We start from the raw sequence: 24,464 nt of genomic DNA, 5'->3' as shown, positions 1-24,464 counted from the left end.
GAAAATGCAGCACAAAGGAGCCGATAAATAGGCTCCTTTGTCTTTGGGGATTCATCAACAATCTGCCATCAAACAACAGTCACACTCTGACGCAAAAACCGTTACGCATACTGCGCTATGTGCTAGCATTCCCATGTTTATAAATTAGTGATTTATCTTAGAAAATGTTGCAAAAATTATTACCTGTTACATTCATATTTTTAGCGCTTCTAGCGGGTTACTTTACCCCAAGTTTATTAGACGCAATGCAATCAGATACTCAAGCTGTCGATCTAGATGATTACTGCATGCTTTCGACCACGCCTTGCAAAAGTGGTGACACGACCATTGTGATGGAGCATGATTCAACACAACCTTTGGAACCTACTCGAGTATTCGTTGTTTGGCCAGAAAGCCAAGCTCAATCTTTGACGTTAGAAATGGAAGGATTGGAAATGGATATGGGGGTCGTGAAGTTTCGCCTCGAAGGTCAAGGAAACGGTCACTATGAAGGTGAACTCATGTTGCCAGTTTGCACCATAGATACGATGACTTGGTACGGACAACTGAGCGATGGACAAAAAGAAGTTCAAACGGCATTGAAAATGAGGACGATACATGAATAAGAATTGGGCTCTAGCACTTGTTGTGGCGTTCGCTCTTGGTATTTCGGTCAAGATGTATTTTGACCAACAAAATGCCTTACCTGTTGCTAGTGAAAATAGCAGCGCACCTGTGACTTTATTTGGTGCCGACAACGCACCGGTTAACTTGAACGATCTCGCCGACTCCAGAGTCCGAGTGGTCTATTTTGGTTTTACGCGTTGCCCAGACGTGTGCCCGACTTCTCTCGCTATGATGGCTGGGGCACTTAATCAGCTCGAAGATGAACAAAGAATGCAATTTCGCCCAATGTTCATATCACTTGATCCTGAGCGTGATGCGCCTGAACTCGCCAGCGAATATGCTGCCTATTTTCATAAAGATATCGAGGGACTGTCTGCGCCACTCGATACAACCAAGCCGCTTGCAAGTAAGTACGGTGTCATCTTCCGGAAAACGGAACTTGCTGACTCTGCCCTGCAATACACCTTGGACCACAGCTCTTACTTTTACTTTTTGAAGCCCGATGGAAGCTTAATTACTAAGGTTCCGCATGCGCTTTCACCGGCTCCGGTTTTAGCCGCGATGAAAGATATTCTTAAAACTCAAAATAACCAAGGATAACAACATGAAACGTAAAGCTCTTCTACTTGCCGCTCTAACATTAGCACCTATTGTTAGCGCAGCTCACCATGAATCAAAAGGTCTAATGATTCACGAGCCTTATGTACGTGCTACTCCACCAAATGCGCCAACCAGTGCTGCATTCATGCATATCATGAACAGTTCTGATAAAGATCGTGCGATTGTTTCAGCCACAACACCTGCCGCGGGTCGTGTGGAACTTCACACTGTGATTACTGAAGGTGAAGTAATGAAAATGCGTCAGGTCGATACGATCGAAATCCCAGCAAATGGCGACGTATCATTAAAGCCTGGCGGATTGCATATTATGCTTTTCGACCTGAAACAAGCACTGAAAGAAGGCGAATCTGTCGACATTAATTTAACGTTCGCAAACGGCGATAAAAAAACCGTGAAAGCGCCAATCAAAAAAGTCATGTCTGGAATGAAGCACAAGCATAACCACTAAGTTGCTCATTGACATTTATTGAGTATAATACCAGCGAAGAATCTAGCCTCTATTTTCAAATTGGATTCTTCGCAACTGGTCTGGCTGTATATAGCCATTCCTATCGAATAAACCGCCTATAAGGAGTCAACATGATTGTATTAAAAAACCGCCCGGCAAAAGAAATCGTTACTCGCTAGCAACCCAATTTTCTTACCAGCGAATCCCTTTCTATTGCCCGGTGTATCTAAACCGGGGTCTCGCGTCTAACCTGACGCACATCTAAATTATTTCGACCCCAATACGTTTTTTTGTATTGCGCATTTCTGTGCGCGTTGTCTGGGGAAGACAAATGAATTCTAGTTTCACTTTGCCACAACTTGGTTGGCAACCTTACTTTCAACAACAACTGACGTTAGAAGATTACGAACACCATCATATTGCACGTGTTTCAGCGCACCATCGCTCCCAATATGAGCTTTGGACCGAACAAGGCAAAATAGCCCTTCCTATCACCTCCAAACTGCCGGAGTTAACCGTTGGGGATTGGATATTGCTAGATGGAAATGGACGTTTCTCTCGTCACCTAGAACGCTCCACACTCATAACGCGCAAAGCTGCTGGCAGTAAGTTGCAAGAACAGCACATTGCCGCAAATTTGGATACGTTACTTATCGTCAGCTCATTGAATGACGACTTTAATCTCAGCCGAGTTGAGCGCTATCTAACCCTTGCGAAAGAGAGCAATATTCAAGCCGTAATTGTCTTAACAAAATCTGACCAGTGTGAAAACGCCGACGATTTTGTAGAGCAAGTGCAAGGGATAGATCCACTTCTACCTGTGATTAGCATCAATGGGTTGGATATCGACAGCGTCGCTCAGATTAAGCCGTGGTGTAAACCTGGAACAACGACGGGTGTTATTGGCTCTTCCGGCGTTGGTAAGTCCACTCTTATCAATACTCTGACTCAAAGTGAGTTACAAAAAACCGGAGGGATAAGAGAAGACGACGATAAGGGGCGCCATACCACCACATCTCGCTCAATGCACATTATCCCTGAAGGAGGGTTGATCTTAGACACTCCCGGAATGCGCGAGCTGCAACTCCCTGATTGCTCACAAGGAGTAAGCAGCACCTTCTCCGACATTGAAGCGCTGGCACTCGAATGTCGATTTGGAGACTGCCAACATGAGACTGAGCCAGGTTGTGCGGTTAAAAAAGCCATAGATGAAGGCAACTTAGAAGAGCGGCGTTTGAAAAACTATTTCAAGCTTTTGCGTGAACAAGCCCGAAATGGTGCAAGTCTCGCCGAGCAAAAGCAGAAATATAAATCTCTGACTAAGATGTATCGGGATGTTCAAAGCCACCGAAGGCACATGAAGTCATCTGATTAAGCGTCTATCTGGTAACTAAGTTAAAAAGTAATTAAGTTAAAGAGATGGTTTCAAGTTTCTTCATTGAAGAGCGTGCCTATGGTTCGTATTTGAGACCTCTCTTTTCATCGGGGCGAAGTGTAAGCACTTCAAATCCCGTCTCCGTCACTAAAACGGTATGCTCCCACTGGGCCGACAACTTTTTGTCTTTGGTCACGACCGTCCAACCATCCGATTTAAGCTTAGTTCTGTGCGTTCCCTGATTCACCATAGGTTCTATTGTAAACGTCATGCCCGCTTTGAGTTTTACTCCTGCTCTTTGTCGCCCGTAATGAAGTACATGCGGTTCTTCGTGCATTTCTTTGCCTATGCCATGCCCACAATACTCACGCACGATACTGTATCCATGGGTTTCGGCATGCTTTTGAATGGCATACCCCACATCCCCAAGCGTTGCTCCGGGCTTAACCGTTCGAATCCCTTGCCACATAGCGTCGTAGGTTGCTTGGACCAATTGTCGAGCCTGTGTTGACGCTTCTGGCATAACGTACATTTTACTGGAATCGGCAATGTATCCGTTTTTTTCTAGCGTAATATCTATGTTGACGATATCGCTATTTTTAAGAATATCTCGTTCATCGGGAATGCCGTGGCATACCACATGGTTTATCGAACTGTTCAGCGCGTATTGATAATCATACTGACCAATGCTCGCGGGGCGCGCTTGCAGTTCTTCAAAAATATATTCTTCTACCCATTCGTTAATATCAAATGTGTTCACTCCTGGCTCTATCTTGGTATTCAAGTACGTAAATACCTGAGCTAACAAACGGCCAGACTCCCTCATCCATTCGATCTCTTGAGCAGACTTGATTGGCACCTTATTCATTCGCTGCCTCTTTCTGAGCCAAAGGTACGCTTTTCATCTGCTCTAGAATCAACTCTTGAAATGTTTTGGTTGGGTTCAGCTCGGCCAAGCGCCCCATTTTTATCCAAAACTCAGCTTGAGCATTTATCGAGCGATTCATCACACTGCTGAATTGACGTATCTCTTCATGCAGCTCATCTCCAATTTTCACAATTCCCATGCGGCATACCATTTAAATACACAATATATACGAATTATATACAAAACATATATTATGTAAACCTATGTATATGCCCGTATCCAAAAATACACTGCATTCAAATTACACTGAATACAGCATACGTAAGGTACAAAAAAGCCCGCAGATTTCGCTGCGGGCTCAAAAGGAAAGACATTTTTAGTTTCGAATGAGATAAGGATTGAGAAAGGAAGACACCTCTTCCCCAAGTAACCCAACCTCGACATCAATACCTGCATCCTCAAGAATTTTTATTCCTGCACCACTGTTGCGAGTATCTGGATCAAGAATCGCGACATACACTTTTTCTGGTCGAACCTTCACTAACGCTTTGGCACAAGAAGGCGTTCTTCCTTGGAACGAACAGGGTTCTAGCGTCACATACGCAACTAACCCATCGTAGCTCCCCGTATAAGCGGCGATTGCCCCCGCTTCAGCATGATGATTGCCCGGAGGTTGCGAAAAACCGGAGCTTACAACCTCACCATCTTTTACAAATACACAACCAACAGGTGGATTCGGTCGACAGCCTGGCAGTGCACTTTTTGACAGCTCAAACGCCTGTCGCATGTAGCTTTCGTGCAATGAATTGTCGGTCATAAATGTCGCCCCATCTTGTAATACTCCACTCCTGATTTGTAAAACGCATCGCCTTCCGCATTCATATCGAATTTGTGGTAGAAATCCATCGCAGACTCTCGGGCATCGCACCAAAAATACTCTATTCCAATTTCTGGGAGCTGCTTAAGAATATGCTCAACCACGGATGAACCGTACCCAAGATGGCGATGTTCCAGAACAGTAGCAAACTTTCTTAGCCTTGCTGATTTCGCTTCTACATCAATAAACACCGATGCTACGCAAACGACTTCCCCGTCAACTTCTACGCCATAGTGCCTGGCATCTTCATCACCAGGCACATGGCAAAAATCTTCTGGCATATCAGGCCATAACACCTCATGCCTAACAGGAATAGTTTGCGTCCAATCTAATTCAACTATTTTCATTGCCATCTCTGTTTCGAATTCCTATAAAACAAAGATATACGATGTTCAAATAGTTTAACAGTCAGAACCCCATTAAGAATTCGTAGGCTTAGGAATAGGATCTGGATTCGTTTTTTTAGGGGCACTTTTCCAAGATAACGCGATACAAGCAACAACAATGGTTGCGCCACCTAATGCCGTCATCCAATCGGGAATTTCCTGCCAAAAAATAACGCCCCAAAGCACATTGAACACCAGCCCAATATAACGAGTTACTGCCACAACAGCGGCGTTTTCGTGAGTGAATGCCTTAGTTAGGAAAATTTGCCCAATAAGTGAAACGACCCCGATCGCGATCAGATACACCCACGCGATTCCTTGAGGGATCACAAACTCATCTTTCATCAAATAAGCCGAAACAAGCATGGCGGTGAAAAGAAAATAGAAGACGATTTCGTAGGTGTGATGCTTTTTACTCAGATGGCGAATAGTAATTGATGCTCCGGCGGCAAAAACGGCACTGGCTACACCAGCAAGCGCATACACATTGAAGGAGTCAAAATTAAATGGGTTCACAACCAGCGCGACACCAACCAATACCGTAGGGAGCAAGATAGCGGCTTTTTTCGGTAACTTTTCACCCAGTACGACGCTTGATAAAAGAATCACAAAGAAGGGAGACAAATACGCCAGTATGGCGGCATCCGCTAATGGAATGTGAGCAATGGTATACACGAATGCCAATAAGTAAGCCGCCCCAAATAGCCCTCTTAAAACCAATAAAGGGACACCCGTTGTGGAAAACCGCACCTTTGCCTGCCACATTAATCCGAGGATCAAGACAGTACCAATCGCACTTCGAAAGAATACAATTTCCGCACTTGGAATGGTTAAACTTGCCGCTTTAATCAGTGCATTCATTACACTGAAAATAAGCGCTGAAAATATGGCGAGAGCCACACCTTTGTTCATAATGATTTATTTCCTTTAGTAACCCAACACAAGTTTTCCTGTGCTTGAGATTGAAGTTGTTCAACCACAGCAGTGGGCAGTTTTTTATCATGTAGCCACGACTCAAAAACATCCAAGATTCGCCCTACAGCAGGCAAACGCAGGTTGGAGTGTGTTGCTAACGCTTGAATCCAGTACAAAGTTTGTAGGTCTTCCAGCGGAACACGAGGCAGTATCAATTTTCCGTCTTTCACTTCGCCTTTTGCATAAGGCACAGCAGAAAAATCAAAATATCGACCTTGCTTGTCCGGCGTTGAAAATGGGTCAATCAAAATCGCTGTATAGCGGATGTATATCAGGTATTCCTGCTCAACAGACGAGAGATTACTGAATCCATCAATTTGTTCTCGCGAGATGGTTTCTTCATGGACAGGGTAATTGTCGTCATTAAGAAATTGGAGCAAATTAATGGGTGTACCCGAGTGATGTGATATCAAAGTGGATATATCTCGCCACAGATCAACTAACGTTTTAATGGCAGATTGAGTAACCGGACCTTCAGGGAAAAGCTTATACATGAACTTTCTGTCGCCGTTTTTACTGAGAATATGATTCAGCGAAAAAGGCGTGATGAAAAAAGCGGGATGAACATAAGCCGTGATATTTCGACCTTCTACACTGAACGCGTTATCCATTTCAACAACATCAATCCCGACGTTGCCCAGTACATGCGCAAAGGTTGAAGTCACATCACCACCCTTTTGCTTTTCATGGACGTAAACTCGCTTTTTTGCGGCCTTAGTGATGACTTTTACGCCGCCTGTTTGTGCATCATCAGTTTGGTCACATACTGAGAATTTCGTCGCTGCATAGTAGTTGGAAAAAACGGTAATGTTTGGTGACAGATCTTTTGAATGGAAAAATCCGTTCACTAACTGATGTCCACCAAACATTGAGGATATCAGTACTACCTGCTTAACATCGTTAAGAATATTCTCAGGCAGCGCTAACAGTGCTTCTTTATAAGCATGAGAAGGGGTAGCTAGAATCAGCGTATCCCACCTTTCCGTTATTGCTGTTAGATCTGGAAATAAGTGATCGAATTTCACTTGCCCTGAAAGGCGCTCTAGAGAAGGCTTTGCAGCTTCACATGTGGCAACACTACTTTGCTCAAGCAGAGCGTAGCGCTCATCCCAACGAACAGACTGGCGACTCGCAAGTCCGATCTTTTCGCAATATGAAGCAATTAGGCTCGCTGTTTGAAACGCTGCTGGACCCGCTCCGATAATTAACGCTCGTCCTAACGCAAACGACATAAGCTACTCCCTCCCCATTAAAACGGTATCGTAAACCGCCGCTTTATTTTGGATCAGTTCGGTTTGCCATCCTTCCATCAAATTTGGGTTAAATGGATAGTTGAAAGCGGACTTCAATCCATTTCCAAATCGCACCATCACTTTATGCGTGCTATCCAAATACGGTTTTATTTGGTTTAGCAGTTCCCACTTATGTTCAACCAATGACGCCACGACAATGTGCGTCGGACGAAATCTCTCAAACTCTGTGACCAAATCTTGGCAGCCAAATGTCGTGCTCAAATTGGACGTTTTTAACTGATTTGCCATGGCAACCGCCTGCTCATCGATATCAACACCGTGCACGATTGCGCCTGTTAATTGGGAGATGGTAAACACAGAAAGCGGGTAAGAACCTGAACCAACAAAAAGGACTCTCGAGTCGTTTTCAATTCCTGCGTTTCTTAGCTCAATTTGAGTGTTTTCAGACAACTGACACAAATAATCGCTCACGCTTAAGCTGTGATTCTGAGCACACTGAGACTGGTGTTTCTCTAGTATACACAAGGCTTTAACTGCCGTTTCACGCAGTTTTTTCAGTTGCCTGTCATACTCTGGGTTATAACCCAATTCATCACTGATGGTTTGTTGTTTTTCCTGCAATATCCACGCACAAAGCTCATCCAGCTTTACCTGTAGCAATGTAAAACAATCGCAGCTTTCTGCGCTGTATTGAGTCAATGCATGTATTTGAGATTCAAATGTAGAGATAGTCACTAGTAGTTGGTAGTGCCTGTTAGTCATCGTCATAATGACATCCTTTGAAAACGTCCTAATCCACTTATAGCGGTCGGACGGGAGTAACGTGGGTGTGACCATGAATGCAGCAACCAACATCAACATGAACTTGATAGATTTGGCTGAGCTTTTCGGGTTCTAAAACGCAGTCTGGAGAACCGCTGTGCTGAACTTCTCCATCATTCAGCAATATCAAATGATCACAGTAACGAGCAGCAAGAGATAAATCATGGAGCACTGCTATGGTAATTGTGTTGTTTGCCAGCGTGTACTGTCGCGCGAGATCCAATACTTGCACTTGGTGTTTTAGATCCAACGCACTGGTTGGCTCGTCCAGCAAAAGAACATCAGGTTGCGAAACCAAGGCTTGCGCTAGTGAAACCAACTGCTGCTGACCTCCACTGAGCTGAGAAAACGGTCGCGTGGCTATATCAATCAAACCTAGCTCTCGCAGCATATTTTCCGCTTTTTGCTCCTGCTCTTCTGAAATGCGCCAGTTAAGCTGATGAACCAAGCCAAGTAATACCACTTCAATCACGGTCAATTGACTCGGTGATTTGCTAAGCTGACATAAATAAGAAAAAGACGTTGGGGGTAATGCGCTACCATTTTTATCCGTTGCCGCGATATTTCCGCTGTAGGGTAATATCCCCATCACTGCCTTAAGTAACGTGGTTTTTCCAGCGCCGTTTGGCCCCAAAATTGCAGAGAACTCACCAGCCTTAAACTGGGCATCAACTCGCTTAAGTACCTGCTTACGGCCAACCTTAAGCGCGAGATCCTGAATCAATAACTGTTTCATTAACTAAACCTCTTGCTGACCAGCAAATACAATAGGAAAGGAACACCCACCAGCGACGTAACAATGCCAATTGGAATAATAGTGCCCGGTACAATGAGTTTCGCAACCAAAGAAGAAGCACAAAGCAGTAACGCCCCCATACAGGTTGCCAAAGGCAAGTAGAAACGCTGATCTTCCCCTACCAACATTCGAGCAAGGTGCGGTGCAACCAACCCTATAAAACCAATGGTGCCAACAAACGAAACAGCACCCGCAGTAAGCAACGAACACAGTAAAAACATTTGTAGGCGCAATCGGCGAGTATTAATACCCAATGCTTGAGCGCGCTCTTCCCCTGAAGACAAAGCCGTTAACGCCCACACTTTCGGTAAAGCAATCGCCAAGCCTGTCAACAATATCGCGCCAGACACAAAGAATGACAGCCAGCTCGCTTTAAGTAAGCTACCAAACAACCAGAACACGATTTGCTGTAACACTTCAGGTGAGGCTAAATACTGAACCAGTGATTGCAATGCTTGGAAGAAAAACAGCACCACAATACCTGCAAGAATCAACACTTTGGCGTCCATATTTCGGCTACGACCAATCGTGTAAATAGCCATACTGGCTAAACCCGATGACACGAACGCTGCAAATGGCACACCAAGCCAATGCAATCCAAACAAAGAAAAGCCAGACAGTAATGCTAACGCGGCACCAAATCCGGCTGCTGCTGAAATACCTAGTGTGTAAGGGCTCGCCAGCGGATTGGCGAGCAACGTTTGCATGAGCCCCCCAGCCAAGCCGAGGGAGGCACCGACAACAATACACGTCAGCGTAACGGGCAGCCGAAGCTGCCACACAATAGTTGTTGATAAACTGTCTCCCGACGGTCCACCAACAAGCGCTTCAATCACCTGATCAACACCCAGCCAAGAAGAGCCTGTACCAATATCAAATAGAACAGAAATACTCATCGCCACAACCGTTGCAATCAGCACTTTCAAACGACGCTTTTGCAACTGATGGTAAATGCCCCCACGTTTATCAGAAACGTTCGAAGGCAACGGCGCTTTGACTGCTTCGCTCATGACATTAGCCTTCTACTTTGATCATGAAAGTGCCATCCAATTTCTGCGGCATGTAATTGTCGAAGAAAGACTGGTGAGACTTAACTGGGTCAATGTCCTTAAACGCTTCTGGATAAATAGACTTCGCTAAATACTGCAAGAAAACATGATCGTAAATCGTACGTGTACCAGAGTGATACATTCCGTATACGTCGCCGTTCTTCACTGCTGTTAATTGCTTCCATCCCGCTCTTTCTAAATAAGGGCGGTAACGTGATTGAGCTTCTTGCGCGGTAGTACCAAAGCCTAGTAATGCGCTGTCGCTGTATTTCGCCCAGTGTGCTCCTGAAACAAAGATAACTTCAGGGTTTTTGCTTAATACGTATTCTGGCGTAAGGTGAGCAGAACCTTTGAATTTGCCGTTTGCGATGTTATCTGCACCGGCCATATTCAAGATATTCCCCCACATTGCGTTCGAGTATGATTTGCCGTATTCATTCGGACCGCCTGTACCGATTTCGACGTAAACGCGGCGTGGCTCGTTATTTTTCAAGTACTTTGCAACACGGTTTTGCACATCTTTAACCGTATTTTCATACTCAGTAGCGATGGCTTCAGCGCGTTCTTCTGTACCCATTACTTTGCCGATTACTCGCGCACTGGTTACGTGCTTTTCAAGCGTCTGAGCATTGAAATCGACGACAACAACTTTGATTCCACTTTTTTCCAGAATCTCGACTTTGTCGCCAAGAGACTTAAATTGCCACGCAGCCACTAAAGCCACATCTGGCTTAGTCGCTAGCAACTTTTCAAAATCAAACGTTCCCGTATAAATAGAACCGGAATCTGTAATGGTTTCGATCTCTGGGATGATTTTGCTGTACGTTTCCCACTGAGACAAACGGTAGTCCTTCCAAGAGTGGCGAGGGAAAATGGAGACTTTTTTGTAGGCATCTGGACCTGCAATTGCTAAGTAGTCTTCAAAATAAAAACCGAGGAATATGCTGTCTGCTGGCTTTTCAAGATGGACATCCCTGCCAATCACATCTTTAAAGTGAATATCTGCCACCGCACTGCCAATGCTACTAATCGCAACTGACAACATGCCTATAGCCTTTAACAAACGTCCTTTCATTATTATTCTCCAAAGAGTTTTTATTGATTAATTTTTTACCGATTCAACTTTTTTGAATTAGCTTTTACTGATTAAACTGTAACTTTATAACATCACAACGGCGGGGAAAATAATCGAATTGAGAACAATTATCAATAGAAAAAATTAGGAAATTTCACCGTCATTTGTACGGTCTATCTAGTTTGATGAAATAGCGTAAAGGATACGGTTATGAGGCTCTTTAGATATCATGGATTGTTATGTACCTGCTTGTTATTGTTAAGTTTTCAAGCATATTCTCTTTCATTAAATGGCTTCGAATTATCCGAAGCGACAATTGATTCTAGTGAGATTCTCCACGGGGGACCGCCACGGGATGGAATACCGTCAATCGATCAGCCAAAATTCATCCCTGCGAGCAAAGTCGACTATTTACAAAAAGATGATATTGTCATTGGTGTGGAAGTAAACGGCATGGCAAGAGCATACCCAACGCGGATCTTGGTTTGGCACGAGATCGTCAACGATCGCATCAAGAACACACCATTTACCGTCACTTACTGCCCACTTTGTGGAACTGGTATGGTGTTCGATGCACGAGTAGATGGTAAGGCTAAAACGTTTGGTGTGTCTGGATTGCTCTATCGAAGTGACGTTCTCATGTACGACAGAGAAACCGAATCGCTATGGACGCAGCTCGGCCTAACGTCTGTAAGTGGTTTAGAGACAGGAAAACGCTTAACTTGGATGCCTTCAAAGCACATGACATGGAATGCTTGGCAAGAAGCGAACCCAAATGGCGAAGTACTTTCTTTGGATACGGGATACAACCGAGACTATTTTGGTCAAGCCTATGCGCGATACTTTGCGTCGGACGCGCCGATGTTTCCAGTACCAGAAAATAGGAATGAGCTACCTCAAAAGGACTGGGTAGTAGGTGTCATTGTCGATGGAAAAGCCAAGGCATACCCAATAGCGGAGCTTGAAGGAAACCCTAATTTTGAAGATACAATTGGCTCTAAAAAACTAACGGTAAGTTACCAAAAAGAAGCAAGACACCCTCAGGTGAAAGACGAAAGTGGCGAACTTATTCCATCCGTGATGGTGTTTTGGTTCGCATGGCAAGCTTTTTACCCTGAAACCGAACTTTACGGCGGGTGATAACCCGTCTCTTTAACGGCTAAGTATTTTGGCTACTAAGCGCTTTCACGACCCAATTTTTCCGCAACCAAGCTAATGGCACCGAGGTGTTTTCGGTGCTTGCGGAAAACTTTTCTCATCCCAATAACACGGGTACGCGCTTCTTTGTCGGTGAGTAAGTTTTTAACCACTCTCAAAAAACCTAAAAAACCTTCATCATCTATCATTCTTTTGGGTTCTAGCAGGTGCATAGGCGCGAGGTGAGTGGTCTGCACTTCAAACCCATTGTGTTGTAAGTGCGCAGCCCATTCACTAGGGGTGATTGGCTTTGCCGGTGCTTGAATAGCTTGAGCGATGTCCTTTTGAATTTGGCGTTTTACCTTCTCGTCAATATCATCCGGTATGATACACAACTCATGAATACCGTAGCGACCACCCGCTTTCAAAATACGCGACGCTTCACCAATAATATCGGCTTTTTTTGCCTCTGGCTGCATTGTAAGCATGGCTTCACCATACACAACCGACGCCGTCGCGCTCGCTAACCCCGTTTTCTGAGCATTTCCAACGACGCAAGCCTGACTCTCCGCGTTCAAATACTGACGCACGATGTGAGCAGTTTGTTCATTTTGCTCAATTGCAGTGTAGGTTAAAGGCGATTTCGCCAAACAAAGTTGGGCAGTAAACCCCATACCTGGCGCAAACTCCACCACAGAATCCTGCGTGTTTATTTTAAGCGCTTGGATCATTTTTTCTGTTAAGGCTTTTCCTCCTGGTCGTAAGACCTTTTTCCCCAACCTTGCTAGAACCCAGTGCCCGGGCATTTTAGCAACCGATCTATTTTCACCCGGCATAGCCGTATTTGCTGACATGTTATTCTCCAAGAATTAGTAGGGTCTGTTGATCTTTCGTGAGTAAATTTGTCTAAAAGGCGCACAGACCCTAAGCAAAAACTATGATAGTAATAAACATAAAGCCAAAGGCTACACTGGCAATCCATTGAAATGCTGGGCTTAGTCCGTCCATAACGACGTCTCCTAATCAGGTACACGGTATCGCTGATCGATGCTTATCGATGGATAATGATTCTTATTTACATGATAGGGTTACTAAAGAATTTCAGCGCTTGACCATTATCAAGATGAGGACGTATTGATGAAGGAATCCATAATCTCTTTGCTTAATGAGGAAGAAAAAGCACAGCTTCTGTCTTGTCGAGTGGAAAAAAGTTACCCCTCTGGGAAAAATCTATTTCACCGAGGTGAACCTGCCACTCACATGTATCGTGTAGAGAAAGGCAAAGTATCGTTGTTTCGATTGATGCCAAATGGCGATGAAAAGCTGTTCAAAGTCTTTATGTCTGGTGGATGGATTGCGGAAATGGCCATGTTCATGGAGCCAAGAACCTACCCTATGAGCGCTCGCTTGGATCAAGATTCTACCCTATCGCGATTTCACCATTCGGATGTTTCTCGAATCTTTAGTAGCACACCGGAAATATCCATTCGAACCATGCAATTTATGGGGAACCGGATACACCAATTGATGAATACGATAGATATTCTGACACAAGTCAGCGCACCTCAACGGTTAGTCATGAAATTGGCAGAGGTGTACCGACAAGAAGCTGAAAAGTACGATGGCAAAGTCCCTCTTCCGGTATCTAAAAAGCTGATGGCCACTCAATTGGGTATGACACCGGAAACGCTATCCAGAACCTTAACTAGGCTAAAAGAAAGCGGATTAATTCAAGAAACCGGTCACTGGATTGAGATCAACAGCATCTCAGAGCTGTGCGAGCAGGTTGATTTGTCACCCGATATTTTCGCTCGCTAACCTGGACGCTTTCAATTCTGGCTAGTTGGAAGACATCGTCATCATGAGAAATCCACAAAACGCTGCATTATTTGGGGAAAGATCTTGGCTAACGTGTTTGCGCATTTCTAAAATTTGCGCGCGATACTCTTGATAAAAAGCCCATGTAGGTGCTGGTTTGTATTCAAGGTTGCTCAATTCAAAAAACTTGATCACCCCTTTGGCTGTGGTCGGTTTAACGAAAACTTCGTCTAACGGGGCATAATAGTTAGGAAGAATGGTAACAAGAGACCACTTAGCTAATTTAGCCGGTCGCAGCAAATCCAACATGGTGTTGAACCCGTATTCTTGGTCGCCATGCAGCATATCTTTTAAAGAGTAGGCTAATCCTTCCCTTTCTTGATGCGTCATACCCTTTACATAATCACGGAATTTAGGCTTTTCAAACATCGATACCATGGATGATCGGCTGACCAGTTTCGTCATCATCTCTGCCGTACCTTGCGCATCCGTAAACTTCTCTTCACTGAATGCATCTTGAGCCTGAGCAATCATTTGATCCATTTTGTGCTTTTTGCCAATCTCGATCATTTCGGGGCTGTTAAATCCACCCGGTACTCGAATTAAGAAATCTTCTTCAGCCGCTTTCAACCGATTAATGTTCATACGCTATCCTTGGCCACATTCTCTAACGTTGACTCACCAGTAATTTTCAAAACTAAAATGCCCAGGCTTACGGCGCAGGTGCTTATCAAAACCCAGTTTTTTCAAGGTTTCTTGCGTATCTTTAACCATCGCTGGGTTACCACACAGATAAAAGAAACTTTTGTTAGAATCCAAATTCAACCCAGTTATTTCCAGCAATTCACCATTTAATAGCAATTCAGGAATTCGACCTTTGAGTGCATTTGGATTGTCTTCACGCGAAACCACAGGCACATATTGAAATTTGGATTTGTATCTTTCTTGATACGACGTGATTTTTTCTTGATAGATGAGTTCTTGTGAAGTTCGTACGGCATGCACCAGCACAACCTTGTCGAACTTTTCAAAAGAGTCATGCTCTTCCAACATGGCTAAAAATGGCCCTACAGCGGTTCCTGTAGAAAGAAACCATAGCTCCTTGGCATAGTCGGGAATTTCATCTACAACCATAAACCCAGAAGGCTGCTTACCTACGTAAATAGAGTCGCCGACTTGGAGTTCGTGAAGTTTAGGGGAAAGTTGACCATCGGAATCTGAAATGATCAGAAATTCCAAAAAATCAGGTCCTTGCGGCTGATTGGGAGAATTGACCATAGAATAAGCTCGACGCACCCAATCATCGGCATCAACCTTTAAACCCAACTTAGTAAATTGACCTGCGGTATACGGCTCAATTTTCGCGTTCACTTGAATCGTGAAGACGTTTTCCGTCCAATCAATGCGTTGAGTAACCTCACCTTTTGTTAGTCCGTGCGGAACATCTTGCATTCACACCTCCCAGTATGGTGTTTATTTATACATTAGATTTACCTTTACCTCCTGTAAAACGCAAGTTAGTTTTTCTTTCACTTCTGCTAGGAGCTCTATACTTAAGAAAATAAATAATTAAGTTGGCTTTGTAATTTATGACTCGTTTACTCTCTATCTTATTCATACTTCTGTCTTTTAACGTTCAGTCCCGAACCATCAATATGGTCACTGTGGATTGGGCTCCGTTCTACGGCTCTGAGCTAGAAAAAAATGGCGTCGTTACGGCGATTGTCCAAGAAGCTTTTCGGCGATCTAATCACCAAAGTACTATTCGGTTTATGCCATGGAAACGCGCATTAGTTTTAGTAGAGGATGGGGAGTACGATGTCGCGATGGGGGGCTATTACACCGAAGCGCGAGCAGAAAAGTATTTATACAGTGACCCAATCTTCGATGTTGATGTGGGGCTAGTGGCTTTAAAGAAACTCGGTTTTAACCGCTATAATTCTCTACAAGATCTTACGCCATATCGAATAGGCGTAAGCCTAGGCTGGGCAAATGGTAAGGAATTCGATGAAGCCAATTACCTAACCAAAGAAGAAGCGTCGAATCAAATACTCAATGTAAGAAAGCTGTTTCGCCAACGCGTTGACATGATTGCCATTTCTTTTGCCGTGTTTCAATACGAAACCAATTCGTTAAATCACCACAAGTTAGAGGATGTAGTTTACATTCAGCCTCCTCTCAGTAAATCACCGCTCTACTTACTGGTATCCAAAAACATTCTTGATGGGCAGGAGGTCATACATGCATTCAACAAGGGCTTGAATCAAATGAAAAAAGACGAGACATACAATCGCTTGCTGAAAGAATTTAACTTGATCGGATACTGATATCAATTCGTCACTTGCCTGAGTGCTTTTCATACACCGCGTCTGTCGATTGCTTTAATGCATCCAATGCGCGAAATAGGTCGCGATATTGAGACCCCGTTAACCCATCAAGAATTTCCGATTCCCATTGCAGCGCTCGTGGGATGATCTTTTCATACAACCGGCGACCTTCTTCGGTCAGTTGAATGAGTGTTGCCCTTTGATCGCTCTCGGTTTTCTCTCGCTGAATCAGACCTTTCTCTTCCAATTTAGAAAGCGTTCGCGACACCTTTACTTTGTCTAGATTCGTGACATCAGATAGGTCACGAGCAATCACGTCTTCACGCGCACCAAGGTTAGCAAGAATCCGCCATTCAGGTCGGGTAATGCCAAATTCCTTTTGGTACAACTCGGCCAAACTGTCGGCTACTTGCTCAGCAGTTCTAACCAATTTATAGGGAAGAAAGTCTTCCAGTGAAAACGTAAATTGCTCCATGTCCTTTGTTACCTATACCTTTTTAATAATCTAGCTAAGACCTAGCTAACCACCATACAACCAATTGGGTAGCGCCAAAGACAAAGCAGGAATAAGCGCGATAAGCACTAACCTAAGCATGTCTGCTGTCCAAAACGGTACAATACCGCGAAAGATGGTTTTGGTCTTTATGTCTTTCATCACGCCAGATAATACAAACACATTCATTCCCACTGGGGGGGTTATCAAGCTGATTTCTGTGACCACCACCACCAGAATGCCAAACCACACTAAATCAAAGCCTAAACTTTGTACTAATGGGAAGAAAATAGGCACGGTCAGCAAGAGCATCGACATACTTTCAAAGATGCATCCCAGTAAGATGTAGATAAGTAAAATCACTGCCATCACCATAAATGGCGTCATATCCATACTGGTGACAAAAGACAACAGTGCATCCGTAAATCCGGCACGATTGATGAAGTTGGAAAATATCAAAGCAGAGATCACCACACTGAACAGAACAGCGGTGGTTTTCGCTGAATCCAGCAACACTTCATGCAGAACGTTGACCGTAAGCTGCTTCTTCAAACCTGCAATGGCTAATGCACCTGCGGCACCAATCCCAGCCGCTTCCGTCGGCGTAAAGATACCCGCATAAATTCCCCCCATGACCAGTACAAACAGCGCAATAGTGGAAACCACCCCCTTCAAGGCGACCCATCGCTCTTTCCAAGGCATTTTCTCCATCGGGGGTGCTGAGCTAGGGTTGCGGTATACCGCCCACCTAACGGCCGCCAAATAAAGTACAACACCAAGTAGCCCTGGGACCAAGCCAGCAGCAAAGAGTTCTCGGATACTGGTTTCGGTTAGTAGTCCATACACCACGAGCATCACACTTGGAGGAATGAGGATACCAAGAGTGCCACCTGCCGCTATGGATGCTGCAGCTAAGCTGTCTTTGTAGCCATATTTGCGCATAGGAGGCATCGCCACTTTAGACATCGTCGCTGCGGTAGCAAGGCTCGAACCACAAATGGCAGAAAACCCACCACACGCTAAAATAGTCGCCATCGAAAGGCCGCCTTTACGGTGCCCAACAAACGCGTTACTCGCGGCATACAACTCCTGCGATAACCCTGCTCGGTTGACCAAGTTACCCATCAAGACAAACAGGGGGATGACCGACAAACTGTAGTCTTGTCCTGTATCGATGATTCTTCGCGCCGCCATGGATAAGGTTGCAGCCCAGTTGTAGTCGACTAGGGCACCAAAACCCACAAACCCGACGATCCCCATCGCATACGCTAAAGGTATTCTAAGCAGCACCAAAGCAAGTAGCGCTGCAAAACCAATCAAAGTTACCGTCATGATTGCTCTGCCTCCGCTTCATTGCCGGACATAGGACCCTTTTTGGCAAGATACAACACCGCTAATAGCAGAGTCATTACCATTGAAAGCCACCCCGTCACTGAGATGAAGTACATAACATAGCCCAGCGGGATTGCCAGAATATCGGTTTCTTCTTCATAGGATAGAGAACGCGTTCCGAGCCCCCATACTTTCCACGCAACCAAACCAAGCGCGAAAGCACAGCCTAGACTTATTGCAAATTGGCGTAAGCTCACCATGGCTTTAGGGAACCAGTCATCAAGCAGGTCGACGCAGATATGCTCTTCATTCCATGTAATTAATGGAAACGCCGCAAACACCACCATAGCTAGCATGATCTCCACTAATTCAACACCACCGGGTAACGGCGCATTAAAAAAGTAACGACCCACCACATCAACAACGGTTACTACCAGCATCAGCAATAACGCCACCGATGCCAGCACCTCCAAACACCGACGAATCCCGCCCGCGAAGTTGAAGACCAGATTCATTACTCTGCTCCTAACGCTTTCACTTGATCGCGATAGTAAGCCAGCGCGGCTTCAGGGTCGGATATACGGCGCTTTTTGGCCTTCTTCAGCCACGCTTTTTCCAAACCTTGAGCATACGCCTTCGCCTGCTCTATCATGGCTGGGGACGCTTCTTGTATATTGCCATTTTTCGCTAAGGTATCTTCTACACCTGCTTTATCAGCTTGATCCATCATTTGACCAAACAAGCGGGAAAGCTTTTCCCCAGATACTGACAAAACGGCTTGGCGATCTTCATCCGACAAGCCATCCAACGTATCGGGATTCATCAAAATACTGAAACTGCCGCGATATAAGCCACCAGGGAATGTCACAACATTTGGCGCAACTTCATTGAGGCGAAAACTCTTTAACGTCTCCAATGTGAAAAAGGCGCCATCCACAACACCTTGTGACAGAGCTTCATACACTTTGGTGGGTGGCAGAGCGACAGGCGCAACCCCCATGTTTTTACCAATCGTCGACATTACATCGCCTGCAATGCGCATTTTCTTACCTTTTAAGTCCTCGAAAGAGTCGACTTTTTTGCGTGTAATGATAGAACCGGGGCCATGTACACCCACACCAAGGACGACTAATCCTTTGTGTTCTTTCCCTTTTTTAAGGTATTTATCGAATACGCGCCAATAGGCGATTGATGCGTCTTCCGAGGATAATGTGTTATCAAACGTAGGGATTTCAGGTAGCTTAGTCAGTTCAAATCGACCCGGTTTGAACCCGTGGAAAAACCAAGTTACATCGCCGATGCCGTCAGCGATCATATCGGCTTGTGCCGGCGGCGGGCCCATATTGTATTCCACTTTGATTTTTACTCGCCCGTCCGTTGCTTCATTCACCCACTGACCCCAAGTTGGCCAAACGACCTTGTTGATGCCATGATTTGGTGACGCCCACGAACTCACAAGCAGTGTTTTTTCAGCAGCAATTGAAGGAAAAGACGCACTTGCACACACCATTGCTAGCGCACCAGCAACCCAGTTTAACTTCCTCATGTCGAACTCCATTTGGTTTCTTTTGTAATTGTATTTTTAGTGCCAGTCATTCCTTTATTTAATGATAAAACCATTCGGTCAAATCATAACCAGCCATAAAAATAAATCACACAGAAGTATCAAATGCAACAAAAAAGTAACTATTATGATAATTATTTGTTGCAATTATTGCATTTATTTGGCTATATATTTCAAAATTAGTTTCATTTGTAACTAATAGATGATGCGAAATAAAAATATCTTATCGAGATAAGCCAAGGAGATGGTTATGCGTAAATGGTTTTCTTTTCCGCTAAAAGAAGGAGAAACCTCGGTTCAGGCGCACTGCGACTTGCCAAGCAATGCATTTGAACGAGAAGTAGGGAAAGAGGGTTTTTTTGGTCCTGCGACTCATATGTATCACGAACATGCGCCTACAGGATGGAGTGAGTGGGAAGGCGATTTACGCCCACACGCCTTCGACACCAATAAAGTTGAAGCTGATGAATCGTGCCCGCTATCTGCTCCGTGCCTACTGAAAAATGGCAATGTACAAGTCAGAATTTGGCGAACCAGTGCCAATATGCAGCATTTGGTTCGAAACGGTGACGGTGATGAATGTCTATTTATCCATCAGGGATCAGGCTCGTTGTATTGTGACTATGGACACATGGCATTCAGCGAAGGTGACTATTTGGTTATCCCTCGCTCCACTTCTTGGCGCATAGAAACCAACGAACAAGTGGTTATGTTGATGATAGAGGCGACCAACAGCTCATACATGAGTGCCGAACGCGGAATACTTGGAGAACACGCCATCTTTGATCCCGCAGTTCTGGTTCACCCCAAAATTGATGAAGCTTTCAACCAACAAAAAAGTACTAGTGAACAATGGAAAGTTCGCATTAAAAGCCGAAATCGCCTTAATAACGTCACTTACCCTTTCAATCCATTAGATGCCGTCGGCTGGAAAGGCAACCTCACGGTATTTCGCCTGAACTGGCGTGATATTCGCCCAATCATGAGCCATCGTTATCATCTTCCACCATCTGCGCATATCACTTTTGTCGCCGATGGATTTGTCATCTGCACCTTCGTTCCACGTCCGATTGAATCGGATCCAGGAGCCCTTAAAGTTCCGTTCTATCACAATAACGATGACTACGATGAAGTGTTGTTTTACCACAAAGGCAACTTTTTCAGCCGAGACAATATTGATGCAGGCATGATCACTCTTCACCCTTGTGGCTTTCCACACGGACCGCACCCTAAAGCTCTCGCTGCTAGCCAAGCAAATCCTGAAAAAGAAACAGACGAAGTTGCCGTCATGATCGACACCCGAGCGCCTTTAGACATCACAGAAGCGGCAGCGTCTGTCGAAAACCCAGATTATGTGTACTCATGGCGAACACCTGCAAAGTAGGGTGTATCAACAAAATCACTTGTATTGGACTGTAAGATTTCAAAAATACTCATAAGAAATTAGAGGAGAACACTGGATGAAACTCGCATCACTCAAGCATGGAAGAGACGGCGATCTTATCGTCGTTTCGCGCGATCTATCTCAAGCAACGTTAGCGACCGACATCGCTCCAACGCTCCAGCACGCGTTGGATAATTGGGCAGATACATCTGAGCAACTCGAGGTACGCTACCAAGCGTTAAACGCTGGAAACGTGAATACTACCTTCCCATTCAATCCTGAAGATTGCGCTTCACCTCTTCCTCGCGCTTTCCAGTGGGCAGACGGCAGCGCCTACGTGAATCACGTTGAACTGGTTCGAAAAGCAAGGGGAGCAACCATGCCCGAAAGCTTCTGGACCGATCCTCTAATGTACCAAGGCATGTCCGATGGGTTCTTAGGACCGAGAGATGATATCGAACTGACAGACGACAAATGGGGCTGTGATTTTGAAGGTGAAATTGCCGTTATTACTGGTGATGTTCCAATGAGTACACAGCCAGAAAACGCAGAGCAACACATCAAACTGCTGATGCTGGTCAATGACGTTTCATTACGTAACCTTATTCCAGGCGAATTAGCCAAAGGTTTTGGTTTCTTCCAATCAAAACCGGCTTCTGCGTTTTCTCCCGTAGCAATCACACCAGATGAACTGGATGCCTCTTGGAATGACGGTAAAGTTCACCTTCCGCTTCATGTTCATCTCAATGGGGAAAAGTTTGGATCGCCAGAAGCAGGCGTCGACATGACATTTAACTTCAACCAGTTGGTCGCGCACGTAGCAAAAAGTCGCCACCTCGCAGCAGGGACCATTATTGGCTCGGGCACAGTTTCCAACATCGATCGCAGTAAAGGTTCATGCTGCTTGGCCGAAAAGCGCATGCTTGAAATTATCGACTCTGGTGAACCTTTAACGCCGTTTATGACCTACGGCGATAGAGTGGAAATTGAGATGTTTGATAAAGAAGGTAACTCTTTGTTTGGCAAGATCGACCAAACGGTTACTCAATATCAATTAGATTAAGTATGGGTTAAGTGGCTTATAGGAAGTGCTAATGAAATTATACGATTACGTCCGTTCTACTGCGGCTTATCGAGTAAGAATTGCTTTGAACTTAAAAGGGGTAGACTACGAGTCTATTCCTGTTTCATTGCTGGATGGCGACCAAAACAGTGCAGAATACCTTGAAGTGAATTCCGCTGGCTTGGTGCCTTCTTTGGAAACGCAAGGAGACATTATTACTCAGTCGCTCGCGATCATCGAATACCTCGATGAACTATACCCAGAGCTGCCCTTATTACCCGAGCACCCAATAAAACGGGCACAGTGTCGTGCCCTAGCCTACGATGTCGCCTGCGACATGCATCCACTTAACAATCTTCGAGTGTTAAAGCATTTAACCGGCGAATTAGCGCAAAGTGAGGAAGAAAAGCTTGCTTGGTATCACCACTGGTTGCAGCAAGGTTTTGAAGGATTAGAGAAGAAGCTATCTAAATCAGACAACGCATTTTGTTGTGGCGATAGCCCTACTCTTGCCGATATCTTTTTGGTTCCCCAGGTATTCAACGCTCGCCGCTTCGAATTCGACCTCGCGCCATATCCTAGGCTGGTCGAAATTGAAAGCAACTGCCTAGCGTTATCTGCCTTCTCAGACGCCAGCCCTAAGTAAATTCTGATATCGAAGAACAAGCTAACACCGATCGCAAAACAGCACGACCAACCAAAAGCCGTGCTGTTTTTGAATTAGAGTGACGCTCACCGTAGGCTTACTTTTGAAACGCCATGAAAATCAGTTACATCTCATCACTTTTTATTCTATTGGCAAATTTTACCTCTTCGACTGTTTTTGCATCACAGGTTAGCTGCGCGTTACTAAACGATGGCTATTTAGAAAATGAAGGAAAGATGATTGTAGCCAAACCAGTGTCTCTCACTCCAAATTATCAAGAAGCGAAAGTCACCATATTCTCTGATCCGGCTATTGAAATACTATTAGCAAGTGCGGTTATCGTTGAACATTCAGTATCTAAACCTTTCGTTAGTGCATTTGACACTATCATTGTCAGGGGAGAGGAAACGACTCGCATCCGAAGCTCTATTAGAGATAGTGCAACAGATTCAATGGGATCTCACATAACCCTGCAAAAGGGTAAGAAGTCACTTTTAGTGACATGCGACTCTATTTCTGATTGATACTAGCGCATCTAGCCAGCCCTGCACCGCAGGGCGGTTTTCCATTCAAACTCACACTTTCAGTCCATTCTCAGCGAAGATATTTTGGTTTCGTTTAAAGTCCATTGAGTAAGAAAAGTAAACAAGGATGGATATGCTCGATAAAATGGCGTTTTTTGTTTCGGTGATTCGAACGGGCTCTATTTCAGCTGCGGCAAGGGAGTTTGAACTTTCTGTTTCAGCAGGTAGCCGTTGGTTGCAAGAATTGGAGCAGCATTTTGGTATGACGCTTTGCCACCGCTCTAACCGGCTTCTTACCCCAACGCCTGCAGGGCAAACCCTGTTTGATGAGTTTGCTCCGATAGTGGATAGCAGCGACCAAATACGCCGAAAACTAGAAGGATTTCAAAGCGAGAATAACGGGCACATTAACATCGCTTGTACCCCCGCGTATGCCAATAATTTTCTGATGGACAAGATTTCTGATTACATGAAATCTCACCCTAAAGTCACATTCAATCTTACGGTGACACCATGGGCGCTCGACCATTCCGACAGAGCCGATTTGATCATCAGTGCCAACGCTCATTACCAAGGTTATCGAGACCGAGACGTCCACCTAGTTCGCCGAGAGCTGATTTCTGAACCCTTTGTCGCCGTTGCCTCACCAGAGTATCTTGCACAAAACGGTAAACCAGAGACTCCTACCGACATCACCTTGCACCAATGCTTATTCGCGACCACTTTAACGGGCAGTAACGATTGGATATTCAAGAAGGACGACGAAACTCTAATTGTGAAAGTACCTAAATCACTAGAAGTGAACGACAGTGACTTGCTTCTCCAAGGAGCATTAAAAGGGGCAGGAATTGCCTATCTGCCCGAATTCATTGTAAAAAATCCCCTTGAAAACCAACAGCTCATCCAACTTTTAAGTGAATACGACACAAGTTTGTGGAGCCTCAACTTGTTCTACCAGCCACAAAATAAAGCCTCTCCTGCAGCGAAGCAGTTTAAGACATTCTTGCTGGAATAATGCACATAGA

29 protein-coding genes are annotated in these 24,464 nt (G+C 44.8%); 12 read left to right on the top strand and 17 right to left on the bottom strand.

The features are described 5' to 3' along the window. The first annotated feature begins 164 nt into the window (after positions 1–164). From VPNCDNU1_RS18610 to rsgA, 4 genes are all read left to right on the top strand, one after another. Positions 165–605: a hypothetical protein gene (locus VPNCDNU1_RS18610; protein WP_104401711.1), complete on the top strand. Its 441-nt coding sequence runs from the start codon at positions 165–167 to the stop codon at positions 603–605. Beyond that, complete coding sequence (locus tag VPNCDNU1_RS18605) at positions 598–1,206, top strand: SCO family protein (RefSeq protein WP_104401710.1); 609 nt, start codon at positions 598–600, stop codon at positions 1,204–1,206. The genes VPNCDNU1_RS18610 and VPNCDNU1_RS18605 overlap by 8 nt, the downstream gene beginning before the upstream one ends. Before the next feature lie 4 nt (positions 1,207–1,210). After that, positions 1,211–1,675, top strand: coding sequence for a copper chaperone PCu(A)C (locus tag VPNCDNU1_RS18600; protein WP_104401709.1), 465 nt, complete (start codon positions 1,211–1,213; stop codon positions 1,673–1,675). 331 nt (positions 1,676–2,006) lie between these two features. Next, positions 2,007–3,050: a ribosome small subunit-dependent GTPase A gene (gene rsgA / locus VPNCDNU1_RS18595; RefSeq protein ID WP_104401708.1), complete on the top strand. Its 1,044-nt coding sequence runs from the start codon at positions 2,007–2,009 to the stop codon at positions 3,048–3,050. Positions 3,051–3,126: 76 nt separating this feature from the next. On the opposite strand, the gene map is transcribed toward rsgA, so the two are convergent. From map to VPNCDNU1_RS18545, 10 genes are all read right to left on the bottom strand, one after another. Continuing rightward, positions 3,127–3,918, bottom strand: a complete 792-nt coding sequence (gene map / locus VPNCDNU1_RS18590) for a type I methionyl aminopeptidase (RefSeq protein WP_104401707.1) — start codon at positions 3,916–3,918, stop codon at positions 3,127–3,129. Next, entirely contained in the window at positions 3,911–4,117 is a 207-nt protein-coding gene (locus VPNCDNU1_RS18585; protein WP_104401706.1) for a ParD-like family protein, read from the bottom strand. The genes map and VPNCDNU1_RS18585 overlap by 8 nt, the downstream gene beginning before the upstream one ends. Positions 4,118–4,294: 177 nt before the next feature. Then, a complete protein-coding gene (locus VPNCDNU1_RS18580) occupies positions 4,295–4,735 on the bottom strand; it encodes a bifunctional diaminohydroxyphosphoribosylaminopyrimidine deaminase/5-amino-6-(5-phosphoribosylamino)uracil reductase RibD (RefSeq protein WP_104401705.1) in 441 nt (146 codons plus the stop codon). Next, positions 4,732–5,142, bottom strand: coding sequence for a GNAT family N-acetyltransferase (locus VPNCDNU1_RS18575; RefSeq protein WP_104401728.1), 411 nt, complete (start codon positions 5,140–5,142; stop codon positions 4,732–4,734). The genes VPNCDNU1_RS18580 and VPNCDNU1_RS18575 overlap by 4 nt, the downstream gene beginning before the upstream one ends. A 72-nt stretch (positions 5,143–5,214) precedes the next feature. Continuing rightward, complete coding sequence (locus VPNCDNU1_RS18570) at positions 5,215–6,093, bottom strand: DMT family transporter (RefSeq protein WP_104401704.1); 879 nt, start codon at positions 6,091–6,093, stop codon at positions 5,215–5,217. Next, positions 6,090–7,388 (bottom strand): opine metallophore biosynthesis dehydrogenase, encoded by a 1,299-nt coding sequence (locus VPNCDNU1_RS18565; RefSeq protein ID WP_104401703.1) that lies wholly within the window; start codon positions 7,386–7,388, stop codon positions 6,090–6,092. The genes VPNCDNU1_RS18570 and VPNCDNU1_RS18565 overlap by 4 nt, the downstream gene beginning before the upstream one ends. 3 nt (positions 7,389–7,391) lie before the next feature. After that, the gene (locus VPNCDNU1_RS18560) at positions 7,392–8,177 is read right to left on the bottom strand and encodes a nicotianamine synthase family protein (RefSeq protein ID WP_104401702.1); all 786 of its coding nucleotides are present in this window, start codon (positions 8,175–8,177) and stop codon (positions 7,392–7,394) included. Between the two features lie 31 nt (positions 8,178–8,208). Then, a complete protein-coding gene (locus VPNCDNU1_RS18555) occupies positions 8,209–8,967 on the bottom strand; it encodes an ABC transporter ATP-binding protein (RefSeq protein ID WP_104401701.1) in 759 nt (252 codons plus the stop codon). Further along, entirely contained in the window at positions 8,967–10,037 is a 1,071-nt protein-coding gene (locus tag VPNCDNU1_RS18550) for a FecCD family ABC transporter permease (RefSeq protein ID WP_104401700.1), read from the bottom strand. Before VPNCDNU1_RS18550 ends, VPNCDNU1_RS18555 begins: the two co-directional genes overlap by 1 nt. Before the next feature lie 4 nt (positions 10,038–10,041). After that, positions 10,042–11,151 (bottom strand): ABC transporter substrate-binding protein, encoded by a 1,110-nt coding sequence (locus tag VPNCDNU1_RS18545; RefSeq protein ID WP_104401699.1) that lies wholly within the window; start codon positions 11,149–11,151, stop codon positions 10,042–10,044. 210 nt (positions 11,152–11,361) lie between these two features. On the opposite strand from VPNCDNU1_RS18545, the gene VPNCDNU1_RS18540 reads away from it, so the two are divergent. Beyond that, on the top strand, positions 11,362–12,291 hold the full coding sequence (locus tag VPNCDNU1_RS18540) for a DUF3179 domain-containing protein (RefSeq protein WP_104401698.1): 930 nt from the start codon (positions 11,362–11,364) through the stop codon (positions 12,289–12,291). Between the two features lie 35 nt (positions 12,292–12,326). Here VPNCDNU1_RS18540 and VPNCDNU1_RS18535 read toward each other — a convergent pair whose 3' ends face one another. Further along, positions 12,327–13,142: a methyltransferase domain-containing protein gene (locus VPNCDNU1_RS18535; protein ID WP_104401697.1), complete on the bottom strand. Its 816-nt coding sequence runs from the start codon at positions 13,140–13,142 to the stop codon at positions 12,327–12,329. 283 nt (positions 13,143–13,425) lie between these two features. Here VPNCDNU1_RS18535 and VPNCDNU1_RS18530 point away from each other — a divergent pair, with 283 nt between their 5' ends. Further along, positions 13,426–14,106 carry a Crp/Fnr family transcriptional regulator gene (locus VPNCDNU1_RS18530; RefSeq protein WP_104401696.1) on the top strand — a complete coding sequence of 227 codons (681 nt, stop codon included), beginning with the start codon at positions 13,426–13,428 and terminating at the stop codon, positions 14,104–14,106. Between the two features lie 21 nt (positions 14,107–14,127). Here VPNCDNU1_RS18530 and VPNCDNU1_RS18525 read toward each other — a convergent pair whose 3' ends face one another. Both VPNCDNU1_RS18525 and VPNCDNU1_RS18520 read right to left on the bottom strand, forming a co-directional pair. Continuing rightward, entirely contained in the window at positions 14,128–14,751 is a 624-nt protein-coding gene (locus VPNCDNU1_RS18525; RefSeq protein WP_104401695.1) for a hypothetical protein, read from the bottom strand. A gap of 33 nt (positions 14,752–14,784) precedes the next feature. Further along, positions 14,785–15,558 (bottom strand): ferredoxin--NADP reductase, encoded by a 774-nt coding sequence (locus VPNCDNU1_RS18520; protein ID WP_104401694.1) that lies wholly within the window; start codon positions 15,556–15,558, stop codon positions 14,785–14,787. Between the two features lie 137 nt (positions 15,559–15,695). On the opposite strand from VPNCDNU1_RS18520, the gene VPNCDNU1_RS18515 reads away from it, so the two are divergent. Further along, positions 15,696–16,433, top strand: a complete 738-nt coding sequence (locus tag VPNCDNU1_RS18515) for a substrate-binding periplasmic protein (RefSeq protein ID WP_237324169.1) — start codon at positions 15,696–15,698, stop codon at positions 16,431–16,433. A 10-nt stretch (positions 16,434–16,443) separates the two neighbouring features. Here the strand turns inward: VPNCDNU1_RS18515 and VPNCDNU1_RS18510 are convergent, their stop codons facing one another. Genes VPNCDNU1_RS18510 through VPNCDNU1_RS18495 form a run of 4 tightly spaced genes read right to left on the bottom strand, consistent with a single transcriptional unit; the run spans position 16,444 to position 19,804 of the window. Beyond that, entirely contained in the window at positions 16,444–16,908 is a 465-nt protein-coding gene (locus tag VPNCDNU1_RS18510) for a MarR family winged helix-turn-helix transcriptional regulator (protein WP_104401693.1), read from the bottom strand. A gap of 45 nt (positions 16,909–16,953) precedes the next feature. Further along, complete coding sequence (locus tag VPNCDNU1_RS18505) at positions 16,954–18,258, bottom strand: TRAP transporter large permease (protein WP_104401692.1); 1,305 nt, start codon at positions 18,256–18,258, stop codon at positions 16,954–16,956. Further along, entirely contained in the window at positions 18,255–18,773 is a 519-nt protein-coding gene (locus tag VPNCDNU1_RS18500; protein ID WP_104401691.1) for a TRAP transporter small permease, read from the bottom strand. Before VPNCDNU1_RS18500 ends, VPNCDNU1_RS18505 begins: the two co-directional genes overlap by 4 nt. After that, on the bottom strand, positions 18,773–19,804 hold the full coding sequence (locus VPNCDNU1_RS18495) for a TRAP transporter substrate-binding protein (protein ID WP_104401726.1): 1,032 nt from the start codon (positions 19,802–19,804) through the stop codon (positions 18,773–18,775). The genes VPNCDNU1_RS18500 and VPNCDNU1_RS18495 overlap by 1 nt, the downstream gene beginning before the upstream one ends. 268 nt (positions 19,805–20,072) lie before the next feature. On the opposite strand from VPNCDNU1_RS18495, the gene VPNCDNU1_RS18490 reads away from it, so the two are divergent. The 5 genes from VPNCDNU1_RS18490 to VPNCDNU1_RS18470 all read left to right on the top strand — a co-directional run bounded on the left by VPNCDNU1_RS18490 (position 20,073) and on the right by VPNCDNU1_RS18470 (position 24,454). Beyond that, positions 20,073–21,206, top strand: coding sequence for a homogentisate 1,2-dioxygenase (locus VPNCDNU1_RS18490; protein WP_104401690.1), 1,134 nt, complete (start codon positions 20,073–20,075; stop codon positions 21,204–21,206). A 76-nt stretch (positions 21,207–21,282) separates the two neighbouring features. Then, the gene (locus VPNCDNU1_RS18485) at positions 21,283–22,269 is read left to right on the top strand and encodes a fumarylacetoacetate hydrolase family protein (RefSeq protein ID WP_104401689.1); all 987 of its coding nucleotides are present in this window, start codon (positions 21,283–21,285) and stop codon (positions 22,267–22,269) included. 31 nt (positions 22,270–22,300) lie between these two features. Beyond that, complete coding sequence (gene maiA, locus VPNCDNU1_RS18480) at positions 22,301–22,915, top strand: maleylacetoacetate isomerase (protein WP_104401688.1); 615 nt, start codon at positions 22,301–22,303, stop codon at positions 22,913–22,915. A 236-nt stretch (positions 22,916–23,151) separates the two neighbouring features. After that, positions 23,152–23,439 carry a hypothetical protein gene (locus VPNCDNU1_RS18475; protein WP_145959467.1) on the top strand — a complete coding sequence of 96 codons (288 nt, stop codon included), beginning with the start codon at positions 23,152–23,154 and terminating at the stop codon, positions 23,437–23,439. Positions 23,440–23,572: 133 nt separating this feature from the next. Then, entirely contained in the window at positions 23,573–24,454 is an 882-nt protein-coding gene (locus tag VPNCDNU1_RS18470) for a LysR family transcriptional regulator (protein WP_104401686.1), read from the top strand. Positions 24,455–24,464 lie beyond the last annotated feature (10 nt).

Origin of the sequence: Vibrio penaeicida, assembly GCF_002933855.1 — a bacterium.
In the GTDB taxonomy this organism is placed as follows: Bacteria; Pseudomonadota; Gammaproteobacteria; order Enterobacterales; family Vibrionaceae; genus Vibrio; species Vibrio penaeicida_A.
The sequence above is the reverse complement of the archived record's forward strand: the minus strand, read 5'-3'. Positions and strand labels throughout refer to the sequence as shown.

Excerpts from the sequence above, each read along its gene's own strand:
- VPNCDNU1_RS18610 (WP_104401711.1), top strand. The coding sequence starts at position 165 with ATGTTGCAAAAATTATTACCTGTTACATTCATATTTTTAGCGCTTCTA.
- VPNCDNU1_RS18605 (WP_104401710.1), top strand. The coding sequence starts at position 598 with ATGAATAAGAATTGGGCTCTAGCACTTGTTGTGGCGTTCGCTCTTGGT.
- VPNCDNU1_RS18600 (WP_104401709.1), top strand. The coding sequence starts at position 1,211 with ATGAAACGTAAAGCTCTTCTACTTGCCGCTCTAACATTAGCACCTATT.
- rsgA (WP_104401708.1), top strand. The coding sequence starts at position 2,007 with ATGAATTCTAGTTTCACTTTGCCACAACTTGGTTGGCAACCTTACTTT.
- map (WP_104401707.1), bottom strand. The coding sequence starts at position 3,918 with ATGAATAAGGTGCCAATCAAGTCTGCTCAAGAGATCGAATGGATGAGG.
- VPNCDNU1_RS18585 (WP_104401706.1), bottom strand. The coding sequence starts at position 4,117 with ATGGGAATTGTGAAAATTGGAGATGAGCTGCATGAAGAGATACGTCAA.
- VPNCDNU1_RS18580 (WP_104401705.1), bottom strand. The coding sequence starts at position 4,735 with ATGACCGACAATTCATTGCACGAAAGCTACATGCGACAGGCGTTTGAG.
- VPNCDNU1_RS18575 (WP_104401728.1), bottom strand. The coding sequence starts at position 5,142 with ATGAAAATAGTTGAATTAGATTGGACGCAAACTATTCCTGTTAGGCAT.
- VPNCDNU1_RS18570 (WP_104401704.1), bottom strand. The coding sequence starts at position 6,093 with ATGAACAAAGGTGTGGCTCTCGCCATATTTTCAGCGCTTATTTTCAGT.
- VPNCDNU1_RS18565 (WP_104401703.1), bottom strand. The coding sequence starts at position 7,388 with ATGTCGTTTGCGTTAGGACGAGCGTTAATTATCGGAGCGGGTCCAGCA.
- VPNCDNU1_RS18560 (WP_104401702.1), bottom strand. The coding sequence starts at position 8,177 with ATGACGATGACTAACAGGCACTACCAACTACTAGTGACTATCTCTACA.
- VPNCDNU1_RS18555 (WP_104401701.1), bottom strand. The coding sequence starts at position 8,967 with ATGAAACAGTTATTGATTCAGGATCTCGCGCTTAAGGTTGGCCGTAAG.
- VPNCDNU1_RS18550 (WP_104401700.1), bottom strand. The coding sequence starts at position 10,037 with ATGAGCGAAGCAGTCAAAGCGCCGTTGCCTTCGAACGTTTCTGATAAA.
- VPNCDNU1_RS18545 (WP_104401699.1), bottom strand. The coding sequence starts at position 11,151 with ATGAAAGGACGTTTGTTAAAGGCTATAGGCATGTTGTCAGTTGCGATT.
- VPNCDNU1_RS18540 (WP_104401698.1), top strand. The coding sequence starts at position 11,362 with ATGAGGCTCTTTAGATATCATGGATTGTTATGTACCTGCTTGTTATTG.
- VPNCDNU1_RS18535 (WP_104401697.1), bottom strand. The coding sequence starts at position 13,142 with ATGTCAGCAAATACGGCTATGCCGGGTGAAAATAGATCGGTTGCTAAA.
- VPNCDNU1_RS18530 (WP_104401696.1), top strand. The coding sequence starts at position 13,426 with ATGAAGGAATCCATAATCTCTTTGCTTAATGAGGAAGAAAAAGCACAG.
- VPNCDNU1_RS18525 (WP_104401695.1), bottom strand. The coding sequence starts at position 14,751 with ATGAACATTAATCGGTTGAAAGCGGCTGAAGAAGATTTCTTAATTCGA.
- VPNCDNU1_RS18520 (WP_104401694.1), bottom strand. The coding sequence starts at position 15,558 with ATGCAAGATGTTCCGCACGGACTAACAAAAGGTGAGGTTACTCAACGC.
- VPNCDNU1_RS18515 (WP_237324169.1), top strand. The coding sequence starts at position 15,696 with ATGACTCGTTTACTCTCTATCTTATTCATACTTCTGTCTTTTAACGTT.
- VPNCDNU1_RS18510 (WP_104401693.1), bottom strand. The coding sequence starts at position 16,908 with ATGGAGCAATTTACGTTTTCACTGGAAGACTTTCTTCCCTATAAATTG.
- VPNCDNU1_RS18505 (WP_104401692.1), bottom strand. The coding sequence starts at position 18,258 with ATGACGGTAACTTTGATTGGTTTTGCAGCGCTACTTGCTTTGGTGCTG.
- VPNCDNU1_RS18500 (WP_104401691.1), bottom strand. The coding sequence starts at position 18,773 with ATGAATCTGGTCTTCAACTTCGCGGGCGGGATTCGTCGGTGTTTGGAG.
- VPNCDNU1_RS18495 (WP_104401726.1), bottom strand. The coding sequence starts at position 19,804 with ATGAGGAAGTTAAACTGGGTTGCTGGTGCGCTAGCAATGGTGTGTGCA.
- VPNCDNU1_RS18490 (WP_104401690.1), top strand. The coding sequence starts at position 20,073 with ATGCGTAAATGGTTTTCTTTTCCGCTAAAAGAAGGAGAAACCTCGGTT.
- VPNCDNU1_RS18485 (WP_104401689.1), top strand. The coding sequence starts at position 21,283 with ATGAAACTCGCATCACTCAAGCATGGAAGAGACGGCGATCTTATCGTC.
- maiA (WP_104401688.1), top strand. The coding sequence starts at position 22,301 with ATGAAATTATACGATTACGTCCGTTCTACTGCGGCTTATCGAGTAAGA.
- VPNCDNU1_RS18475 (WP_145959467.1), top strand. The coding sequence starts at position 23,152 with ATGATTGTAGCCAAACCAGTGTCTCTCACTCCAAATTATCAAGAAGCG.
- VPNCDNU1_RS18470 (WP_104401686.1), top strand. The coding sequence starts at position 23,573 with ATGCTCGATAAAATGGCGTTTTTTGTTTCGGTGATTCGAACGGGCTCT.